This window comes from Pseudomonas sp. MWU12-3088, from assembly GCF_023242405.1.
Lineage (GTDB): Bacteria > Pseudomonadota > Gammaproteobacteria > Pseudomonadales > Pseudomonadaceae > Aquipseudomonas > Aquipseudomonas kribbensis.
Genome location: NZ_JALJEA010000009.1, coordinates 261,336 through 279,831, shown reverse-complemented (window position 1 = coordinate 279,831; position 18,496 = coordinate 261,336). Strand labels below are relative to the sequence as shown.

At 60.8% G+C, this 18,496-nt stretch carries 19 protein-coding genes; 17 read left to right on the top strand and 2 right to left on the bottom strand.

Annotation, left to right across the window (positions count from 1 at the left end; genetic code table 11):
• Window positions 1-15 precede the first annotated feature (15 nt).
• From M5B98_RS21520 to M5B98_RS21485, 8 genes are all read left to right on the top strand, one after another.
• A complete protein-coding gene (locus M5B98_RS21520; protein ID WP_003179363.1) occupies window positions 16-201 on the top strand; it encodes a Trm112 family protein in 186 nt (61 codons plus the stop codon).
• On the top strand, window positions 198-962 hold the full coding sequence (gene kdsB, locus M5B98_RS21515; RefSeq protein WP_248743902.1) for a 3-deoxy-manno-octulosonate cytidylyltransferase: 765 nt from the start codon (window positions 198-200) through the stop codon (window positions 960-962). Before M5B98_RS21520 ends, kdsB begins: the two co-directional genes overlap by 4 nt.
• Window positions 962-1,426 carry a low molecular weight protein-tyrosine-phosphatase gene (locus M5B98_RS21510; protein WP_085710942.1) on the top strand — a complete coding sequence of 155 codons (465 nt, stop codon included), beginning with the start codon at window positions 962-964 and terminating at the stop codon, window positions 1,424-1,426. The genes kdsB and M5B98_RS21510 overlap by 1 nt, the downstream gene beginning before the upstream one ends.
• Window positions 1,423-2,442: a UDP-N-acetylmuramate dehydrogenase gene (gene murB / locus M5B98_RS21505; RefSeq protein ID WP_248743901.1), complete on the top strand. Its 1,020-nt coding sequence runs from the start codon at window positions 1,423-1,425 to the stop codon at window positions 2,440-2,442. Before M5B98_RS21510 ends, murB begins: the two co-directional genes overlap by 4 nt.
• Window positions 2,443-2,687: 245 nt before the next feature.
• Window positions 2,688-3,158 (top strand): (2Fe-2S)-binding protein, encoded by a 471-nt coding sequence (locus M5B98_RS21500; protein WP_085710940.1) that lies wholly within the window; start codon window positions 2,688-2,690, stop codon window positions 3,156-3,158.
• Complete coding sequence (locus M5B98_RS21495) at window positions 3,155-5,476, top strand: xanthine dehydrogenase family protein molybdopterin-binding subunit (protein WP_248743900.1); 2,322 nt, start codon at window positions 3,155-3,157, stop codon at window positions 5,474-5,476. Before M5B98_RS21500 ends, M5B98_RS21495 begins: the two co-directional genes overlap by 4 nt.
• On the top strand, window positions 5,476-6,453 hold the full coding sequence (locus tag M5B98_RS21490) for an XdhC family protein (RefSeq protein WP_248743899.1): 978 nt from the start codon (window positions 5,476-5,478) through the stop codon (window positions 6,451-6,453). Before M5B98_RS21495 ends, M5B98_RS21490 begins: the two co-directional genes overlap by 1 nt.
• Window positions 6,450-7,046 (top strand): nucleotidyltransferase family protein, encoded by a 597-nt coding sequence (locus M5B98_RS21485; protein ID WP_248743898.1) that lies wholly within the window; start codon window positions 6,450-6,452, stop codon window positions 7,044-7,046. Before M5B98_RS21490 ends, M5B98_RS21485 begins: the two co-directional genes overlap by 4 nt.
• Before the next feature lie 68 nt (window positions 7,047-7,114).
• On the opposite strand, the gene rne is transcribed toward M5B98_RS21485, so the two are convergent.
• Complete coding sequence (gene rne, locus M5B98_RS21480; RefSeq protein WP_248743897.1) at window positions 7,115-10,360, bottom strand: ribonuclease E; 3,246 nt, start codon at window positions 10,358-10,360, stop codon at window positions 7,115-7,117.
• 697 nt (window positions 10,361-11,057) lie between these two features.
• Here rne and rluC point away from each other — a divergent pair.
• From rluC to M5B98_RS21465, 3 genes are read left to right on the top strand one after another with little or no spacing between them, the layout of a single operon-like run.
• A complete protein-coding gene (gene rluC, locus M5B98_RS21475; RefSeq protein WP_011335441.1) occupies window positions 11,058-12,020 on the top strand; it encodes a 23S rRNA pseudouridine(955/2504/2580) synthase RluC in 963 nt (320 codons plus the stop codon).
• Window positions 12,007-12,669 (top strand): HAD-IA family hydrolase, encoded by a 663-nt coding sequence (locus M5B98_RS21470; RefSeq protein WP_248743896.1) that lies wholly within the window; start codon window positions 12,007-12,009, stop codon window positions 12,667-12,669. Before rluC ends, M5B98_RS21470 begins: the two co-directional genes overlap by 14 nt.
• A 24-nt stretch (window positions 12,670-12,693) precedes the next feature.
• Window positions 12,694-13,683 carry a S49 family peptidase gene (locus M5B98_RS21465; protein ID WP_248743895.1) on the top strand — a complete coding sequence of 330 codons (990 nt, stop codon included), beginning with the start codon at window positions 12,694-12,696 and terminating at the stop codon, window positions 13,681-13,683.
• Window positions 13,684-13,730: 47 nt separating this feature from the next.
• Here the strand turns inward: M5B98_RS21465 and M5B98_RS21460 are convergent, their stop codons facing one another.
• Window positions 13,731-14,309 (bottom strand): Maf family protein, encoded by a 579-nt coding sequence (locus M5B98_RS21460; RefSeq protein WP_248743894.1) that lies wholly within the window; start codon window positions 14,307-14,309, stop codon window positions 13,731-13,733.
• 106 nt (window positions 14,310-14,415) lie between these two features.
• Here M5B98_RS21460 and M5B98_RS21455 point away from each other — a divergent pair, with 106 nt between their 5' ends.
• The 6 genes from M5B98_RS21455 (at window position 14,416) to acpP (ending at window position 18,411) form a co-directional block, all read left to right on the top strand.
• Window positions 14,416-14,943: a YceD family protein gene (locus M5B98_RS21455; RefSeq protein WP_085710932.1), complete on the top strand. Its 528-nt coding sequence runs from the start codon at window positions 14,416-14,418 to the stop codon at window positions 14,941-14,943.
• A 13-nt stretch (window positions 14,944-14,956) separates the two neighbouring features.
• Complete coding sequence (gene rpmF, locus M5B98_RS21450; protein WP_003179396.1) at window positions 14,957-15,139, top strand: 50S ribosomal protein L32; 183 nt, start codon at window positions 14,957-14,959, stop codon at window positions 15,137-15,139.
• Between the two features lie 4 nt (window positions 15,140-15,143).
• The gene (gene plsX, locus M5B98_RS21445; protein WP_074688106.1) at window positions 15,144-16,154 is read left to right on the top strand and encodes a phosphate acyltransferase PlsX; all 1,011 of its coding nucleotides are present in this window, start codon (window positions 15,144-15,146) and stop codon (window positions 16,152-16,154) included.
• Between the two features lie 125 nt (window positions 16,155-16,279).
• Window positions 16,280-17,218, top strand: coding sequence for an ACP S-malonyltransferase (gene fabD, locus M5B98_RS21440; protein ID WP_248743893.1), 939 nt, complete (start codon window positions 16,280-16,282; stop codon window positions 17,216-17,218).
• A 16-nt stretch (window positions 17,219-17,234) separates the two neighbouring features.
• Window positions 17,235-17,978, top strand: a complete 744-nt coding sequence (fabG, locus tag M5B98_RS21435) for a 3-oxoacyl-ACP reductase FabG (protein ID WP_085710930.1) — start codon at window positions 17,235-17,237, stop codon at window positions 17,976-17,978.
• Window positions 17,979-18,174: 196 nt separating this feature from the next.
• Window positions 18,175-18,411: an acyl carrier protein gene (gene acpP, locus M5B98_RS21430; protein WP_003175607.1), complete on the top strand. Its 237-nt coding sequence runs from the start codon at window positions 18,175-18,177 to the stop codon at window positions 18,409-18,411.
• Window positions 18,412-18,496 lie beyond the last annotated feature (85 nt).

Below are 18,496 nucleotides of genomic sequence, written 5' to 3'. Positions count from 1 at the left end.
ATCCAGGGAATGTTCATGGACACCAAATTGCTCGACATCCTCGCCTGCCCGGTCTGCAAAGGCCCGCTCAAGCTCAGCGCCGACAAGACCGAACTGATCAGCAAGGGCGCCGGCCTGGCGTACCCGATCCGTGACGGCATCCCGGTGATGCTGGAAAGCGAAGCCCGCACCCTGACCACCGACGAGCGTCTGGATAAATGACCACAGCCTTCACCGTTGTCATCCCGTCGCGCTACGCCTCGACCCGCCTGCCGGGCAAACCGCTGCTGGACATCGCCGGCAAGCCGATGATCCAGCACGTCTGGGAACAGGCGAGCAAAAGCAGCGCAAACCGCGTGGTCGTGGCCACCGACGACGCGCGTATCGTCGAGGCCTGCAAGGCTTTCGGCGCCGAAGTGGTATTGACCCGTGAAGATCACAACTCCGGCACCGATCGCCTGGCCGAAGTGGCTGCAAAGCTGGGCCTGGAGCCGGATGCCATCGTGGTCAACGTCCAGGGTGACGAACCGCTGATCCCGCCAAGCGTGATCGATCAGGTCGCCGCCAATCTTGCGGCCCACACCGAAGCGCGCATGGCCACCCTGGCCGAGCCGATCGAGGACGTGGAAACCCTGTTCAATCCGAACGTGGTCAAGGTCGTCAGCGACCTCAACGGTCTGGCGCTGACCTTCAGTCGTGCGACCCTGCCATGGGCCCGCGATGCGTTCGCCAAAAGCCGCGACGTGCTGCCGGAAGGCGTGCCGTATCGCCGCCACATCGGCATCTATGCCTACCGCGCCGGTTTCCTTCAGGACTTCGTGAACTGGGGCCCGTGCTGGCTGGAAAACACCGAATCCCTCGAGCAGCTGCGTGCCCTGTGGCATGGCGTGCGGATTCACGTGGCTGACGCATTGATCGCGCCGCCAACCGGAGTCGACACCGCCGAAGACCTCGAGCGCGTCCGTCGCCTGCTGGAGGCCTGATGCGCGTTCTGTTCGTGTGCCTGGGCAACATCTGCCGTTCGCCCACTGCCGAAGGCGTCATGCGCGCCAAGCTGCGTGAGGCCGGCCTGGACGCTCAGGTCGAAGTGGCTTCCGCCGGCACCGGCGACTGGCACGTCGGCAATCCGCCGGACAAACGCAGTCAGGCCGCGGCCAAACTGCGTGGCTACGACTTGTCGGCGCAACGCGCCCAGCAGGTCAGCCGCGCCGATTTCGCCAGCTACGACCTGATCCTCGCCATGGACAACAGCAACCTGCGCAACCTCAAGGCGTTGCAACCGTCCACTGGCAAGGCCGAGCTGGACCTGTTCCTGCGTCGTTATGAAGGCGAAGTCGATGAGGTGCCGGATCCGTATTACGACGGCGATCAGGGTTTCGAGCAGGTGCTGGATTTGATCGAGCGCGCCTGCGACCGGTTGCTGATCGAAGTGAAGGGCCGGTTATGAGTTTGCAGGTACACCCTCAGGTTTCCCTGAAGCCGTTCAACACCTTTGGCGTCGACGTTCGCGCGCAGCTGTTTGCCGAAGCCCACAACGACGGCGATGTGCGCGAAGCACTGGCTTACGCGAGCGCCCATGATGTGCCATTGCTGGTGATCGGCGGCGGCAGCAATCTGCTGCTGACAGCAGACATCCCGGCACTGGTGCTGCGCATGGCCAGCCGTGGCATTCGTGTCATCAGCGATGATGGCAATCGTGTGGTGATCGAGGCCGAAGCCGGCGAGCCGTGGCATCCATTTGTCCAGCACACGCTGGCGCTGGGTTTTTCCGGGCTGGAAAACCTCAGCCTGATCCCCGGCACCGTCGGCGCCGCGCCGATGCAGAACATCGGTGCCTACGGTGTCGAGATCAAGGACGTGTTCGCCGGCCTGACGGCGCTGGATCGTCAGACCGGCGAGCTGCGCGACTTCAGTCTGGAAGAGTGCAACTTCGCCTACCGCGACAGCGTGTTCAAGCAACAACCGGGTCGCTGGTTGATCCTGCGGGTGCGCTTTGCATTGAATCGAGTCGCCCATCTGCATCTGGAATACGGTCCGGTGCGTCAGCGCCTGAGCGAGCAGGGCATCGAACAGCCAACGCCGACGGATGTCAGCCGCGCCATTTGCAGCATCCGCAGCGAGAAACTGCCGGACCCTGCGGTGCTGGGCAATGCCGGCAGTTTCTTCAAGAACCCGCTGGTGTCGGCGGCGGTGGTTGCGCAGATCAAGGCGCAGCATCCGGACCTGGTGGCCTATGCGCAACCGGACGGTCAGATGAAGCTGGCGGCAGGGTGGCTGATCGAGCGAGCGGGCTGGAAAGGTTTCCGTGAGGCCGATGCCGGCGTGCATAAATTGCAGGCGCTGGTGCTGGTCAATTACGGCTCAGCCACCGGGCTGCAATTGCTCGATCTGGCGCAACGTATCCAGAAAGACATTGCAGAACGTTTCAATGTCGAGCTGGAAATGGAGCCCAACCGTTATTGAGGCTACGCTTTCAAGGCGCAATCCAAAGCCCTGCACTCTTTAAAATGTGCAGGGCTTTTTTGTTAATCCCGGGTTAACTTAGCCAGCTAACGATAAACCCCTTTGCTCCACCAAAGGCCCGGTGCAGACGTTTTCGTCGGCACAAGAGAGCCTCATTAGCCTGAGTCGATCTGCGTGAACCCACCGCTGATTTCCGGCGGCAGATTGCTCGACCCCATAACCTCCATGAATATGCGGGCGTGCCCATGATTACCCTGAAACTCAATGGCCAAGACCATCCACTCGATGTCACCGAGGACATGCCCCTGTTGTGGGCGATCCGTGACGTCGCCGGTTACAACGGCACCAAGTTCGGCTGCGGCATGGGCCTGTGCGGCGCCTGCACCATTCATATCGACGGATTGCCGGTGCGTAGCTGCATCACGCCGATCGGTTCGGTGGCCGGGCAGAATGTAACGACCATCGACAACCTGCACGCCGATCCGATTGGCCAGATCGTCCAGCAAGCTTGGCTCGACACCGCGGTGGCCCAGTGTGGTTTCTGTCAGGGCGGGCAGATCATGTCCGCCACCGCGTTGCTCAAGACCAACCCGAACCCAAGCGACGAGCAGATCGAAGAGGCGATGGTCGGCAACATCTGCCGCTGTGGTACCTACAACCGGATCAAGACCGCCATCCGCCAGGCCTCCACTCACCTGAAGGAGGCCAAGGCATGAGCCGCTTGCCGAACGATTTCGCCCTGAGCAATCTGAGCCGCCGGGGTTTCCTCAAGGGTGTTGGTGCCACCGGGGCGCTGGTGCTGGCCGCGAGCTGGGGCTGGCAGGATGCATTGGCTGAAGACAAACCGAAGAAATTCGGCGCCGATGGCATGCCCAATGGCTGGATCGATGATCCGAAGGTCTACGTCAGCATTGCCGCCAACGGCACGGTGACCGTGGTCTGCAACCGCTCGGAAATGGGCCAGGGCGTGCGCACCAGCCTGACCATGGTGGTTGCCGATGAGTTGGAGGCCGATTGGGCACACGTCAAAGTGCAACAGGCCCCGGGCGATGAGGTGCGTTTCGGCAACCAGGACACTGACGGCTCGCGCAGCATGCGTCACTGGTACGAGCCGATGCGCCGTTGCGGCGCCGCTGCCCGGACCATGCTGGAGCAGGCAGCTGCCGCGCAATGGAAGGTGCCGGTCAGCGAATGCCGCGCGCAGCTGCACAAGGTCATTCACACGCCGTCCGGGCGCGAGCTGGGTTATGGCGAGCTGGCCGCTGCCGCCAGTGCGTTGCCGGTTCCGGGCCGTGACAGCCTGCGGCTCAAGCAGCCGTCGGAATTCCGCTACATCGGCAAGGAAGGGACGAAGGCCATCGACGGCGATGACATCGTCAATGGTCGCGCCGTGTACGGGGCCGACGTGCATTTCGACGGCATGCTGTACGCCGTGATTGCTCGACCTGCGGTGTACGGCGGCAAGGTCAAGTCGGTGGACGACAGCGCCGCGTTGAAGGTGCCGGGCGTGCTGAAAGTCATCCAGATCGAACCCCGGCCATTGCCTTCGGAATTCCAGCCACTGGGTGGCGTGGCCGTGGTGGCCAGTAACACCTGGGCCGCATTGAAGGGCCGTGAAGCGCTGAAAATCGAGTGGGACGATGGCCCGAACGCCAGTTACGACTCGATCGCCTACCGCAAGGAGCTGGAAGCCGCTTCGCTGAAACCGGGCAAAGTGGTGCGCAACACCGGCGACATCGAAAAGGCCATCGGCAGCGCTGCCAGCACCCTGGAAGCTTCCTACTATTTGCCGCATCTGGCACAGGCGCCGATGGAACCGATGGTGGCCATCGCTCGCTATAAAGAAGGTGTGTGCGAGGCCTGGGCGCCGAGCCAGGCGCCGCAGGTCACCCGTGAGCGGATCGCCGAACGCCTCGGTCTGCCGTTCGATAACGTGACCTTCAACGTGACCCTGCTCGGTGGTGGTTTCGGCCGCAAGTCCAAGCCGGACTTCGTCGTTGAAGCGGCGATCCTTGCCAAGGAGTTCCCCGGCAAGGCTGTGCGGGTCCAGTGGACGCGCGAAGACGATATCCACAATTCGTATTTCCACACCGTGTCCGCCGAATACCTCAAGGCCGGCGTGGGCAAGGACGGTTTGCCGTCCGCCTGGTTGCACCGCACGGTGGCGCCGAGCATCACCGCGCTGTTTGCGCCGGGCATGAATCACGAAGCCGCGTTCGAGCTGGGCATGGGCTTCACCAACATGGCTTACGCGATTCCCAACGTACGCCTGGAAAACCCAGAAGCCACCGTCCATACGCGGGTCGGCTGGTATCGCTCGGTGTCGAATATTCCCCATGGTTTTGCGATCCAGAGCTTCGTCGACGAACTGGCGCACAAGGCCAAGGAAGATCCGCTCAAGTACCAGATCAAACTGCTCGGCCCGGATCGACAGATCGACCCGCGCACGCTCAGTGAAGAATGGAACTACGGCGAATCCCCCGAGCGTTATCCGATCGACACCGGGCGTATGCGCACCGTGCTGGAAACCGCGGCCAAGGCTGCCGGCTGGGGGCGGAAATTGCCCAAGGGCCGTGGCCTTGGCCTGGCAGTGCATTACAGCTTCGTCACCTATGTGGCGGCGGTAATCGAAGTCGAGGTCAAGGACGACGGCACGCTGATCGTGCACAAGGCCGACATCGCCGTGGATTGCGGGCCGCAGATCAATCCCGAGCGGATTCGTTCGCAGTTCGAAGGCGCCTGTGTGATGGGCCTGGGCAATGCCGTCTGGGGCGAAATCAGCTTCAAGGACGGCAAGGTGCAGCAGGACAACTTCCATATGTATGAAGTGGCGCGCATGTCGCTGGCACCGAAGGAAGTGGCGGTGCATCTGGTGACGCCGCCGGGCGAGGTGCCGCTGGGCGGTGTCGGTGAGCCGGGCGTGCCACCGATTGCTCCGGCACTGTGCAATGCGATCTTCGCCGCGACCGGCCAGCGCATCCGCAGCCTGCCGGTACGTTACCAGTTGCAGGGCTGGCAAAAGGCGCAAGCGTGATGGACAGCGCCGATCTCAATGTCCTGCGCAGCGTCCTGGAGTGGCGCCGCGCCGGGCAGCGGGTGGTGTTGTTCACTGTCGTGCAGACCTGGGGCACTGCGCCCCGGGCACCCGGCGCGATGCTGGCGTTGCGCGAGGACGGCGTGGTGATCGGTTCGGTGTCCGGCGGTTGTGTCGAGGACGATCTGATCGCCCGGTTGCACGACGGGCGAATTCCCGCCGACGGGCCGCTGGTGCAGTTGATCACCTATGGCGTGACGCGGGAGGAGGCGGCGCGGTTCGGCCTGCCGTGCGGCGGCACTTTGCGCCTCACCGAAGAGCGAGTCGGCGATCCTGCGTGGGTCGCTGAATTGCTGGCACGTTGTGAAGCTCATGAAATCGTTGCTCGCGAGCTGAACCTCGAAAGCGGTGAGGTGATTCTTTCGGCGGCGAGCAAAACGGATGCATTGGTTTTTGATGGCAAGACCTTGCGTGCCATCTACGGCCCGCGCTGGCGTCTGCTGCTGATCGGTGCCGGACAGTTGTCGCGTTATGTGGCCGAAATGGCGCGGCTGCTGGATTTCGAAGTGCTGATCTGCGATCCCCGCACCGAGTTCGTGTATGACTGGGAAGAGCAGCATGGCCGCTTTGTCCCTGGCATGCCGGATGAGGCAGTGCTGAGCATTCAGACCGACGAACGCACCGCCATCGTTGCCCTGACTCACGATCCGCGTCTGGACGACATGGCGTTGCTGACGGCGCTGGATTCCAGGGCGTTTTACGTCGGTGCCCTGGGCTCGCGCGTCAACAGCCTCAAGCGCCGCGAATACTTGGCTGAGCTAGGCTTGTCGCAAGCGGCCATCGCTCGATTGCACGGGCCGATCGGTCTGCCGATCGGCAGTCATTCCCCGGCGGAAATCGCATTGTCGTTGCTGGCGGAAATCGTCGCGATCAAGAATGGTGTCGAGTTGAAGCAGAAGAAGGCAGAGCGCGCATGAGTCGATCCATCGGAGTGATTGTGCTGGCGGCAGGCGAGGGCAGCCGCTTTCGCGAAGTGGCGGGTGCCGACAAGGACAAGTTGCTTGTCGATTGCACGGGGCGTGACGGAGCAGTGCGCTCGGTGATCGAGCAGACGCTGGTGAATCTGCCGACGAGTCTCGACAAGCGAGTACTGGTGACGACCGAAGCACGGCCACAGGCGATGCGGATGGCGCAGGCTTATGGGTGCGACATTGTTTCGATCGAGTCTACGGGGATGGGCGACAGCATCGCGGCGGGTGTGGCGGCTTGCCCGGATGCCGAAGGCTGGCTGATTGTGCTGGGTGATATGCCGTTTATCCTGCCGTCGAGCATTGAGCGGGTGGTGGCGGCGATTGCCGAGGATGCGGTCTGTGTTCCGGTGCAGGGTGGCGAGTTTGGGCATCCGGTCGGATTTGGTCGTTCGTTTGGGCCGGGGTTGATGGCATTGTCCGGTGATCGCGGGGCCAGACCTTTGTTCAAGCAGGGGCGAGTAGTGGAAGTGGCGGTTGATGATCCCGGCGTGCTGTGGGATATCGATGTGCCCCAGGCGCTGGTTTTTCCGCAGGTCTGATACAAACCGCGAGGCATAAAAAAGCCCCGCCTGGATCACCAGGCGGGGCTTTTTATTGGCGCTCGGAATCAGACGAGAGGTTTAGGCTCGTGTTCTTTTTCCTGGGCCTGTTCGTGGTGCTCGACCGCTTCCTGTACGGAGCGCGGTGCTTCGGCAATCACTTCTACGGCAGCTTCTTCAGCGACCGGGGCAGGGGCTGCCTCGACCGCTTCGGCAACGGCTGGAGCAGCGGCGGCAGCGGCAGCCAGTTCGGCTTCCTTCTGCAGACGCTCTTCTTCACGCTTGCGACGACGCACTTCACGCGGGTCGTTCGGTGCACGGCCACTTGGCGTCAGGGCGCTGACCGGGGCGACAACTGGAGCCGCTTCAACTACCGGAGCAGGTGCTTCGGCGACAACTGGCGCTTCTACCACTGGGGCTTCAACGACCGGTGCCGGTTCGGCAACCACTACTGGCTCGGCGGCCTTGGCTTCTTCCACGACAGGCACTTCAACCACTGGCGCTGGTGTTTCAGCGACGGCCGGCTCGGCCACCCAGTTGAAAGCGGTCTGTTCTTCGCGAACTTCACGCACGGTTTCGGTCACGGTTTCAGCGACGGTTTCGACAACCGGCTCTGCCACTGCAACAGGCGCCTGGGCGACGAAAGCAGGTTCGGCAGCGACGTCAACCTGAGGCTGAGCTTCGCGAACCGGAGCCACTTCGACTTCCGGAGCAGCAGCTGTTTCTACCGGAGTGGTGGCTTCAACAACCGGCGCTTCTACTGGAGCAGTTTCCAGGGTGGCAGCGGTAGCGCGTTCAGCTTGCTCGTGGGCCTGGGCTTCGGCCGGAGCGCTGATCACGGTGCTGGCAACAGCGGCAGTAACAGCCAGGCCGGCTGCCAGATCGGCAGTGCTCGGCTCGGCGCCTTCAGCGTTCTCGGCGGATTCTTCCGAACCTTCGATCACGTTGCCGTTGGCATCACGCTGACGCTCGCGACGGTTGCTGCGACGACGCTGACCACGGGAGCGGCGGCGTGGACGATCGCCTTCGGCGTTCTCCGAACCGTCTTCCGGCAGTTGCTCTTCGGTGGTGGTGATTTCTTCTTCAGCTACGGCGGCAGCGGCTTGTTCGGCACGCGGTTGACGCTCTTCACGCGGTGGACGTGGCGCGCGCTCTTCACGCGGCTGACGGGCCGGACGCTCTTCAGCGGTGGCGGCTACAGCGGCAGCGGCGGCTGGTGCGGCATCCAGAGGTTCACGCAGTTCACGTACGCGTTCTTCACGCTCGCCACGCGGCTTGCGATCTTCACGCGGAGCACGTGGTGCACGTTCTTCACGAGGGGCGCGTGGTGCGCGTTCTTCGCGGGCTGCCGGTGCTTCGTCACGGGACTCGCGTGGCTCGCGCAGTTCGCGGGCTTCACGAGGCTGACGCTCTTCGCGTGGCTCACGCGGTGCGCGTTCTTCACGTGGAGCACGTTCTTCGCGCGGCTTGCGTTCTTCATCGCGGCGACCGTTACGGTTGCGGCTCTGCTGACGACCGTTGCGACGCTCTTCGTTGCGGGCCGGACGCTCGGTGGCTGGTTTTTCAACCACAACCGGAGCAACTGGCTCTTCCTTGGTGGCGAACAGGCTGACCAGCGACTTCACCAGACCTTTGAACAGGCTTGGCTCAGGTGCGGCAACCGGAGTTGGTGCCGGGGCCGGAGCGGCGACTTCGGTCGGAACCGGAGCGTTGGCGCGGGCCGGAGCGGTCTTGACCGCGGCTTCCTGGCGAACCAGGGTGCGGGTCGCGGCGGCTGGCTGGACGTCTTCGACGTCGGCAGCAGCGGCAGCGATTTCGTAGCTGGACTGGTTGGTCGCGGCTTCCGGGCTGTCGTCACGCAGACGCTGAACTTCGAAATGCGGGGTTTCGAGGTGATCGTTCGGCAGGATGACGATGCGGGCGCGGGTGCGCAGTTCGATCTTGGTGATCGAGTTGCGTTTTTCGTTGAGCAGGAACGCGGCCACCGGGATCGGCACTTGCGCGCGAACTTCGGCGGTGCGGTCTTTCAGGGCTTCTTCTTCGATCAGGCGCAGGATCGCCAGGGACAGCGATTCGACGTCACGGATGATGCCGGTGCCGCTGCAGCGCGGGCAGACGATGCCGCTGCTTTCGCCGAGCGAAGGACGCAGGCGCTGACGGGACATTTCCAGCAGGCCGAAGCGCGAGATGCGGCCGATCTGTACACGGGCGCGGTCGGCTTCCAGGCATTCGCGGACTTTTTCTTCCACGGCGCGCTGGTTCTTGGCAGGGGTCATGTCGATGAAGTCGATGACGATCAGGCCGCCGATGTCGCGCAGGCGCAACTGACGGGCGATTTCTTCAGCCGCTTCAAGGTTGGTCTGCAGGGCGGTTTCTTCGATGTCGCTGCCTTTGGTGGCGCGGGCCGAGTTGATGTCGATGGACACCAGGGCTTCGGTCGGATCGATGACGATGGAGCCGCCGGAAGGCAGTTCGACGACGCGCTGGAAGGCAGTCTCGATCTGGCTTTCGATCTGGAAACGGTTGAACAGCGGAACGCTGTCTTCGTACAGCTTGATCTTGCTGGCGTACTGCGGCATCACCTGGCGGATGAAGGTCAGGGCTTCGTCCTGGGCTTCAACGCTGTCGATCAGCACTTCGCCGATGTCCTGGCGCAGGTAGTCGCGGATGGCGCGGATGATGACGTTGCTTTCCTGGTAGATCAGGAACGGCGCGGAACGATCCAGCGAGGCTTCCTTGATCGCGGTCCAGAGTTGCAGCAGGTAATCGAGGTCCCACTGCATTTCTTCGCTGCTGCGGCCCAGGCCGGCAGTGCGCACGATCAGGCCCATGTCGGCCGGAGCGACCAGACCGTTCAGCGCTTCACGCAGTTCGTTGCGCTCTTCGCCTTCGATGCGACGGGAGATACCGCCGGCACGCGGGTTGTTCGGCATCAGAACGAGGTAACGACCGGCCAGGCTGATGAAGGTGGTCAGGGCTGCGCCCTTGTTGCCACGTTCTTCTTTTTCGACCTGAACGATGACTTCCTGGCCTTCGCTCAGGACGTCCTTGATGTTGACGCGGCCTTCAGGGGCTTTCTTGAAGTATTCGCGGGAGATTTCTTTGAGGGGCAGGAAGCCGTGGCGCTCGGAGCCGAAATCGACAAAGGCAGCCTCAAGGCTTGGTTCGATGCGAGTGATACGGCCTTTATAGATGTTGGCCTTTTTCTGCTCGCGTGCACCGGATTCGATGTCCAGGTCGTAGAGGCGCTGGCCATCTACCAGTGCAACACGCAACTCTTCGGGTTGAGTTGCGTTAATCAGCATTCTTTTCATGTAGTACCGTCGGTTTCCGGGCTGCCGGAAACGGCGTTCGGCACACACGACTTCTCACGGTCGGTGTCAGGTGCGTCGGGAGTGGTTGGCCATTCCCGTGTCCAGCGATGTCCGGCCAATTGGGCCGTTATCGCGACGTACGCGTCCTGCTTGCTGTGGCTACTTAAGCACTCAGTCAGGAGGAGGAATCAACCGTGGCTGTGGACGAGATGAAGCGTCTTGATAAAGCCTGTTGCTACACAGTCCAGCGGTTGTGCATCTCCACCCTACACGTATCCCTGATAATTCGGGTGCTGCCGCGCGCAGAATCCGCAGCGGGTTGGCATTTACCGTGAGCTCCGAAAGGGGAGGTCACGCATCATGGCTAATTCAGGCGGTGTTTCCGGCGCTTTCGCTCGGGGTCATCCGCGGCTGACTGCACTTTGTGAACTGGCCGTGAATATGGCTCGCGTGGCGAGTCAGAACTCTGCTTTGCGGCGTGATTCAGGCCTCATGTCACCTGCGCTTGTTACAGCTGCAAACTCCACCGTTACGTAGCGAAAGCCCCGTAGGACGGCCTCGCGTCCTGGTGAATTGCGTTGGTCAGGGCCGGTTTTTGACCGTGGTTCCGCTGTCCAGGCCGCTTTTGGCGGCGTTCGCGACTATAGCAGCAATGATTAAGTGCTTCAATTCCATAAAAATTGTTATCATCCGCGGCATGACGACTACTGCCCCTTCGACTCCAGGCGTTCAATTGCTTGAGGTCTCGCCGGAATATGCCGGCCAACGAATCGACAATTTTCTTCTCGCCCGGCTCAAAGGCGTGCCCAAGACCTTGATTTACCGCATTTTGCGCAAAGGCGAAGTGCGGGTTAACAAAGGTCGGATCAAGCCCGAATACAAGCTGCAGGCCGGCGATATCGTGCGCGTGCCGCCGGTTCGCGTGCCCGAGCGTGACGAGCCGGTGCCTTTGGCCCAGGGCCTGTTGCAGCGCCTGGAAGCCTCGATTGTCTACGAAGACAAAGCCCTGATCGTGATCAACAAGCCCGCCGGCATTGCGGTTCACGGTGGCAGCGGCCTGAATTACGGCGTTATCGAAGCCTTTCGTCAGTTGCGCCCCGATGCCAAGGAGCTCGAGCTGGTTCACCGTCTCGATCGTGATACCTCCGGTCTGCTGATGATCGCCAAGAAGCGCAGCATGCTGCGTCACTTGCATGCCGCGTTGCGCGGTGACGGTGTCGACAAGCGCTACATGGCACTGGTTCGCGGTAACTGGGCGACCTCGATCAAGCAAGTCCGTGCGGCGCTCGGCAAGAGCAATCTGCGCTCCGGTGAGCGCATGGTCGAGGTCGACGAGGAGGAGGGCAAGGAGTCGGTGACCGTGTTCAAGGTCCTGCGTCGCTTCGGCGATTTTGCCACTCTGATCGAGGCCAAGCCGATCACTGGTCGCACGCACCAGATCCGCGTCCACACGTTGCACGCCGGGCACTGCATTGCGGGTGACACCAAATACGGCGATGACAATTTCAGCAAGGAAATCCGTGATCTGGGCGGCAAGCGCCTGTTCCTGCACGCCTACATGCTGACCGTGCCACTGCCCGATGGCGGTGAACTCAAGTTACAGGCACCGGTCGATGAAATGTGGGCCAAGACTGTGGAGCGATTGAGTGCGCCCATCTGATTACAAGCTGCTGATTTTCGATTGGGACGGCACGCTGGCCGATTCCATTCATCGGATTGTCGAGGCAATGCATTCGGCATCCGCGCGTTCCGGTTTTGAGTTGCGTGATGATTTTGCCGTCAAAGGCATCATCGGTCTGGGCTTGCCCGAGGCGATCCGCACGCTGTATCCGGAAATCAGCGATGCCGAAATGACCTTGTTCCGCGAGTATTACGCGGATCACTACATTGCTGCAGAAGCCGTGCCTTCGCCGTTGTTCGAAGGCGTAGTCGAGTCGATGGCGTCCTTTCGCGAGCAGGGCTATCACCTGGCGGTCGCGACCGGCAAGAATCGTCGCGGGCTGGATCGGGTGCTGAAGGCCAACGGCTGGGAAGATTATTTCGATATCACCCGTGCTGCCGATGAAACTGCCAGCAAGCCGCACCCTCTGATGCTGGAGCAGATCCTTGCGCATTGCGGTGTACGTGCCGAACAGGCGCTGATGGTCGGCGACTCGTCCTTCGATCTGTTGATGGCGCGCAATGCGGGAATGGATTCGGTGGCGGTCAGCTACGGCGCGCAATCGATCGAGTCGCTGCAGCAGTTTGAGCCACGACTGTCGATTGACCGGTTTTCTGAATTGCATGCCTGGCTGGCGCAGCGGGCTTAATACGTTTTTGCTGGGGTGGATGGCATGACCGACGAATGGAAAGCACCGGCCAAGGCAACTGCCGACGACGGTGATGCGAAAAGCTGGAAGCTGCTGGAAAAGACTCTGCTGGCCAGCGTGCAGGAGCAGCGTCGTTCCAGGCGTTGGGGGATCTTCTTCAAGCTGCTGACGTTTGTTTACCTGTTTGTTGCGCTGCTCCTGTTCACGCCGTTGATGGACATGGAAAAGAGCGCCACCCGCAGCTCGAATTACACGGCACTGATTGATATCACTGGCATGATTGCCGATAAAGAGCCGGCCAGCGCCGACAATATCGTCGGCAGTCTGCGTGCGGCGTTCGAGGACAAGAAGGTCAAGGGCGTGATCCTTCGCATCAACAGTCCGGGTGGCAGTCCGGTGCAGTCGGGTTATGTGTATGACGAGATCAAGCGCCTGCGCGGCCTGCATCCGGATACCAAGGTGTATGCGGTGATTTCCGACCTCGGTGCGTCCGGGGCCTATTACATCGCCAGTGCGGCGGATCAGATCTATGCTGACAAGGCGAGCCTGGTGGGCTCCATTGGTGTGACGGCGGCCGGTTATGGCTTTGTCGGCACCATGGAGAAGCTGGGCGTCGAGCGCCGCACTTACACCTCTGGTGAGCACAAGTCGTTCCTTGATCCGTTTCAGCCGCAGAAGCCGGAAGAGACCGCGTTCTGGCAGGGTGTGCTGGATACCACGCACAAGCAGTTCATCAGCAGCGTCAAGCAAGGGCGTGGCGATCGCCTGAAGGACAAGGAGCATCCGGAGCTGTTCTCCGGGCTGGTCTGGTCTGGCGAGCAGGCGCTGCCATTGGGGCTGATCGATGGTCTGGGTAATGCCAGTTCGGTGGCGCGTGATGTGATTGGCGAAAAGGAGCTGGTGGACTTCACCGTTCAGGAATCGCCGTTCGACCGCTTCTCGAAGAAGCTTGGTGCCAGCGTTGCCGAGAAATTGGCAATGTGGATGGGTTTCAACGGGCCATCGTTGCGTTGATCGCTTGATGCATAAAAAACCGGCCTTCGCGGCCGGTTTTTTGTGGGTCAGGGGATTTGTACGCCTTCCGCCAGCAGCATGTCGATCAGGCGAATCAGTGGCAGGCCGATCAGGCTGGTGGCGTCGGGGCCTTCGGTGGACTGGAACAGGCTTACGCCCAGCCCTTCCGCCTTGAAGCTGCCGGCGCAGTCGTAGGGTTGTTCGGCGTGCAGATAGCGCTCGACGCGGGCCTGATCCAGTACGCGCATGTGTACGGTGAACGGCACGCAATCGACCTGGCAGTGGCCGGTCTGGCTGTTGAGCAGGGCCAGGCCGGTGAGGAAGGTCACGCTGGCGCCGCTGGCGGCCATCAGTTGTTCGCGGGCGTTTTCAAAGGTGTGCGGTTTGCCGATGATTCGCTCACCAAGTACGGCAACCTGGTCGGAGCCGATGATCAGATGGGCAGGGTGGCTGTCGGCCAGTGTCCGGGCTTTCTGTTCGGCGAGGCGTTTGACCAGTTCGATTGCTGACTCTCCCGGGCGATGACTTTCATCGATGTCCGGCGAGCTGCAGACGAACGGCAAGCGCAGGCGATTGAGCAATTCCCGACGATAGGTCGAGCTTGAAGCGAGTAATAAAGGCAGCATTCGCGTCTCCAGAGGCAGGCTGCAGATTCTAGCGGAGGCTTGCAAGTGACGGACAGGGCACAATTTCCTTTGACATGGGTGGGTGCATCCCTATAATGCTGCGCCTATGTTGAATGACCCGATTCCACCTCACGTTGACCCGCGCAAATTGGCTGACCGTGGCACCACCCTTCAAGGTGAACTGCTGCTGGCCGATTTGAAGAGACTCTGCGACCCGCTTTCCGACGATGTCGGTACGGTGCAGGCCAAATTAGTTTTTGAACGAGATGAACGTAAATCTGTGGTGATCCACAGCTTTATCGACACCGAAGTCAAAATGGTTTGCCAGCGTTGTCTTGAGCTGGTCACCCTGCCGATCCACAGCGAATGCAGTTACGCCGTGGTGAAGGAGGGTGCGAATACCCAGTCGTTACCGAAAGGTTATGACGTGCTGGAACTGGGCGAAGATCCTTTGGATCTGCAGTCACTGATCGAGGAGGAGCTTCTGCTCGCCTTGCCCATTGTGCCTGCTCATCATCCGGAAGAATGCCAGCAGCCGGCGGGAGCAGATGAGCCCGAACCGAGCGAGGACGAGGTAACGCGGTCCAACCCGTTCAGTGTATTGGCGCAGTTAAAGCGTGACCCAAACGTTTAGGAGTTAATCAATTATGGCTGTTCAGCAGAACAAAAAATCCCGCTCTGCCCGTGACATGCGCCGTTCGCACGACGCTCTCGAGGCTAGCACCCTGTCTGTAGAAAAAACCACCGGTGAAGTTCACCTGCGTCACCACGTATCGCCAGAAGGCGTATACCGTGGCCGTAAAGTGATCGACAAGGGCGCTGACGAGTAATCACTTGTCCGCTCAAGTCATCGCGATTGACGCAATGGGCGGGGACTTCGGTCCCCGCAGCATTGTTCAGGCCAGCCTTGCTTGCCTTTCTGCTACGCCCTCGCTGCACCTGACCCTTGTCGGTCAACCCTCCCTTCTTGAAGAACTGATCACCGGCCAGTCGGCTGCCGATCGCGCGCGCCTGACGATTGTTCCGGCGTCCGAAGTCATCACCATGGACGAAAAACCTGCCCAGGCTTTGCGTGGCAAACCGGATTCGTCGATGCGTGTCGCTCTCGAATTGCTGCGTGATGGCAAGGTTCAGGCCTGTGTCAGTGCCGGCAATACCGGTGCGCTGATGGCGCTGTCGCGATTTGTGCTCAAGACCCTGCCGGGGATTGATCGTCCGGCCATGGTTGCCGCGATTCCTACGCAGAAGGGCTACTGTCAGTTGCTCGATCTGGGCGCCAACGTTGATTGCAGTGCCGAGCACTTGTTGCAGTTCGCTGTGATGGGGTCTGTGGCCGCGCAAACTTTGGGCATTGCCCGTCCGCGCGTCGCATTGCTGAACATCGGTACCGAGGACATCAAGGGCAATCAGCAGGTCAAGCTCGCTGCGACTTTGTTGCAGGCCGCCAGAGGCATCAATTACATCGGTTTCATCGAAGGCGACGGCTTGTATCGTGGCGAGGCGGACGTGGTGGTGTGCGACGGTTTCGTCGGCAATATCCTGCTCAAGTCCAGCGAAGGCCTGGCGACGATGATTGCCGCGCGCATCGAGGCCTTGTTCAAGAAAAATCTGGCTTCCCGTGCTGTCGGCGCTCTGGCGCTGCCATTGATGAAGCGTCTGCAGGCCGATCTGGCGCCGGCGCGACACAACGGCGCAAGCTTTCTTGGCTTGCAGGGAATTGTCGTGAAAAGTCACGGTTCGGCCGGGGTTCAGGGGTTTCAGAGTGCCATTCAGCGAGCGCTGATCGAGATTCAGGAGAATCTTCCCGAACGCCTGCACGGCCGTCTGGAGGATTTGTTGTCTTAGGCGTTTTCGTCGGACAATGCTTAAATGTGACCGCCCGGTTCAAAGGGCCATCCAACTGTCAGTTTCTTGCGTCCCTCTAGCGGGATGCCATTTTTCCGACGACAAGATCATTAGGGGCTTGTTACATGTCTGCTTCCCTCGCATTCGTCTTTCCAGGACAGGGTTCGCAGTCCCTCGGCATGCTGGCCGAGCTGGGCGCGCAACATCCGCTGATCCTCGAAACTTTCAAAGAAGCATCCGAAGCTCTGGGCTATGACCTGTGGGCGCTGACCCAGCAGGGGCCGGAAGAGCTGCTCAATCAAACCGACAAAACCCAACCGGCCATTCTGACCGCTTCGATCGCCCTGTGGCGTCTGTGGCTGGCTGAAGGTGGTGCGCGCCCGGCATTCGTTGCCGGTCACAGCCTGGGTGAATACAGCGCACTGGTCGCTGCCGGCAGCCTGAGCCTGGCGGACGCGGTAAAACTCGTCGAGCGTCGTGGTCAGCTGATGCAGGAAGCCGTTCCGGCCGGGCAGGGCGGCATGGCTGCCATCCTCGGTCTGGAAGATGCCGACGTGCTGGCAGCCTGTGCCGAAGCGGCGCAAGGCGAAGTGGTCAGCGCGGTGAACTTCAACTCCCCGGGCCAGGTGGTGATCGCCGGTGCCAAGGCGGCCGTTGAGCGCGCCATCGAAGGTTGCAAGGCCCGTGGCGCCAAGCGTGCCATGCCGCTGCCGGTCAGCGTGCCCTCGCACTGTGAGCTGATGCGTCCGGCTGCCGAGCGTTTCGCCGAATCCATCGCTGCCATCGACTGGCAGGCGCCGCAGATCCCTGTGGTACAGAACGTCAGCGCTCAGGTGCCGGCGGATCTGGAAACCCTCAAGCGCGATCTGCTGGAGCAGCTCTACAAGCCGGTTCGCTGGGTCGAGTCCGTACAGACTCTGGCAGCGAAAGGCGCGACCAGTCTGGTCGAGTGCGGTCCTGGCAAAGTGCTGGCCGGTCTGAACAAACGTTGCGCCGAAGGCGTTTCGACTTCCAACCTCAATACCCCAGACGCTTTCGCTGCTGCTCGCGCAGCAGCTGTCTGAATCAGGAGAAACTTGCATGAGTCTGCAAGGTAAAGTTGCACTGGTCACCGGCGCAAGCCGTGGTATCGGCCAGGCTATCGCACTGGAACTGGGTCGTCAGGGCGCTATCGTTGTCGGCACCGCGACTTCCGCTTCGGGCGCCGAGCGCATTGCTGCGACCCTGAAAGAGAATGGCATTCAGGGTGCAGGTTTCGAGCTGAACGTCACCAGTGACGAATCGGTCACCGCAGTGCTGGCGAGCATTCAGGAGCAATTCGGTGCTCCGGTCGCGATCCTGGTCAACAATGCCGGCATCACCCGCGATAACCTGATGATGCGCATGAAAGACGACGAGTGGTACGACGTGATCGATACCAACCTGAACAGTCTGTATCGCCTGTCCAAGGGCGTTCTGCGCGGCATGACCAAGGCGCGTTGGGGTCGAATTATCAGTATTGGCTCGGTGGTGGGTGCCATGGGCAACGCTGGCCAAGTAAACTATGCAGCCGCCAAGGCCGGTCTGGAAGGTTTCAGCCGTGCCATGGCGCGTGAAGTCGGTTCGCGTTCGATTACGGTCAACTCGGTAACCCCGGGGTTCATCGACACCGATATGACGCGCGAACTGCCTGAAGCACAGCGTGAAGCCTTGCAGACGCAGATTCCGCTGGGCCGTCTGGGACAAGCTCAAGAGATCGCGTCCGTGGTCGCTTTTCTTGCATCCGACGGTGCGGCATACGTGACCGGGGCTACAATCCCGGTTAACGGCGGGATGTACATGTAATTCAAATGTGACGGATTGCTTCAAAAAAATGTCATACGAGCTGTCTAAAATCCGTTATAAAGCTGCAATCTATTTATAGGCAGAGGGCCGCAGGGTTTGAGGAGTGAAGCTTTCAGTTGAAAAGCTGAAAAGTCTTTCTATACACTTACTCACTGGCCAGCTGCCTGAATTTGTCCATTAGGAGTGAAAACAAGGTATGAGCACCATCGAAGAGCGCGTCAAGAAAATCGTTGCCGAGCAACTGGGTGTTAAAGAAGAAGAAGTGGTCAACACCGCTTCCTTCGTAGAAGACCTGGGTGCCGACTCCCTTGACACCGTTGAGCTGGTGATGGCTCTGGAAGAGGAATTCGAGACCGAAATCCCTGACGAAGAAGCTGAGAAGATCACTACTGTACAAGCTGCAATCGACTACGTTACTAGCCACCAGGCGTAATAGTTTGTAATCGTTGCTTGCTGTCATGGAAAAACCGCACTGCCATCATGGCGTGCGGTTTTTTCTTTAGGCCTGATGCAAAATC

Excerpts from the sequence above, each read along its gene's own strand:
- M5B98_RS21520 (WP_003179363.1), top strand. The coding sequence starts at position 16 with ATGGACACCAAATTGCTCGACATCCTCGCCTGCCCGGTCTGCAAAGGC.
- kdsB (WP_248743902.1), top strand. The coding sequence starts at position 198 with ATGACCACAGCCTTCACCGTTGTCATCCCGTCGCGCTACGCCTCGACC.
- M5B98_RS21510 (WP_085710942.1), top strand. The coding sequence starts at position 962 with ATGCGCGTTCTGTTCGTGTGCCTGGGCAACATCTGCCGTTCGCCCACT.
- murB (WP_248743901.1), top strand. The coding sequence starts at position 1,423 with ATGAGTTTGCAGGTACACCCTCAGGTTTCCCTGAAGCCGTTCAACACC.
- M5B98_RS21500 (WP_085710940.1), top strand. The coding sequence starts at position 2,688 with ATGATTACCCTGAAACTCAATGGCCAAGACCATCCACTCGATGTCACC.
- M5B98_RS21495 (WP_248743900.1), top strand. The coding sequence starts at position 3,155 with ATGAGCCGCTTGCCGAACGATTTCGCCCTGAGCAATCTGAGCCGCCGG.
- M5B98_RS21490 (WP_248743899.1), top strand. The coding sequence starts at position 5,476 with ATGGACAGCGCCGATCTCAATGTCCTGCGCAGCGTCCTGGAGTGGCGC.
- M5B98_RS21485 (WP_248743898.1), top strand. The coding sequence starts at position 6,450 with ATGAGTCGATCCATCGGAGTGATTGTGCTGGCGGCAGGCGAGGGCAGC.
- rne (WP_248743897.1), bottom strand. The coding sequence starts at position 10,360 with ATGAAAAGAATGCTGATTAACGCAACTCAACCCGAAGAGTTGCGTGTT.
- rluC (WP_011335441.1), top strand. The coding sequence starts at position 11,058 with ATGACGACTACTGCCCCTTCGACTCCAGGCGTTCAATTGCTTGAGGTC.
- M5B98_RS21465 (WP_248743895.1), top strand. The coding sequence starts at position 12,694 with ATGACCGACGAATGGAAAGCACCGGCCAAGGCAACTGCCGACGACGGT.
- M5B98_RS21460 (WP_248743894.1), bottom strand. The coding sequence starts at position 14,309 with ATGCTGCCTTTATTACTCGCTTCAAGCTCGACCTATCGTCGGGAATTG.
- M5B98_RS21455 (WP_085710932.1), top strand. The coding sequence starts at position 14,416 with ATGTTGAATGACCCGATTCCACCTCACGTTGACCCGCGCAAATTGGCT.
- rpmF (WP_003179396.1), top strand. The coding sequence starts at position 14,957 with ATGGCTGTTCAGCAGAACAAAAAATCCCGCTCTGCCCGTGACATGCGC.
- fabD (WP_248743893.1), top strand. The coding sequence starts at position 16,280 with ATGTCTGCTTCCCTCGCATTCGTCTTTCCAGGACAGGGTTCGCAGTCC.
- fabG (WP_085710930.1), top strand. The coding sequence starts at position 17,235 with ATGAGTCTGCAAGGTAAAGTTGCACTGGTCACCGGCGCAAGCCGTGGT.
- acpP (WP_003175607.1), top strand. The coding sequence starts at position 18,175 with ATGAGCACCATCGAAGAGCGCGTCAAGAAAATCGTTGCCGAGCAACTG.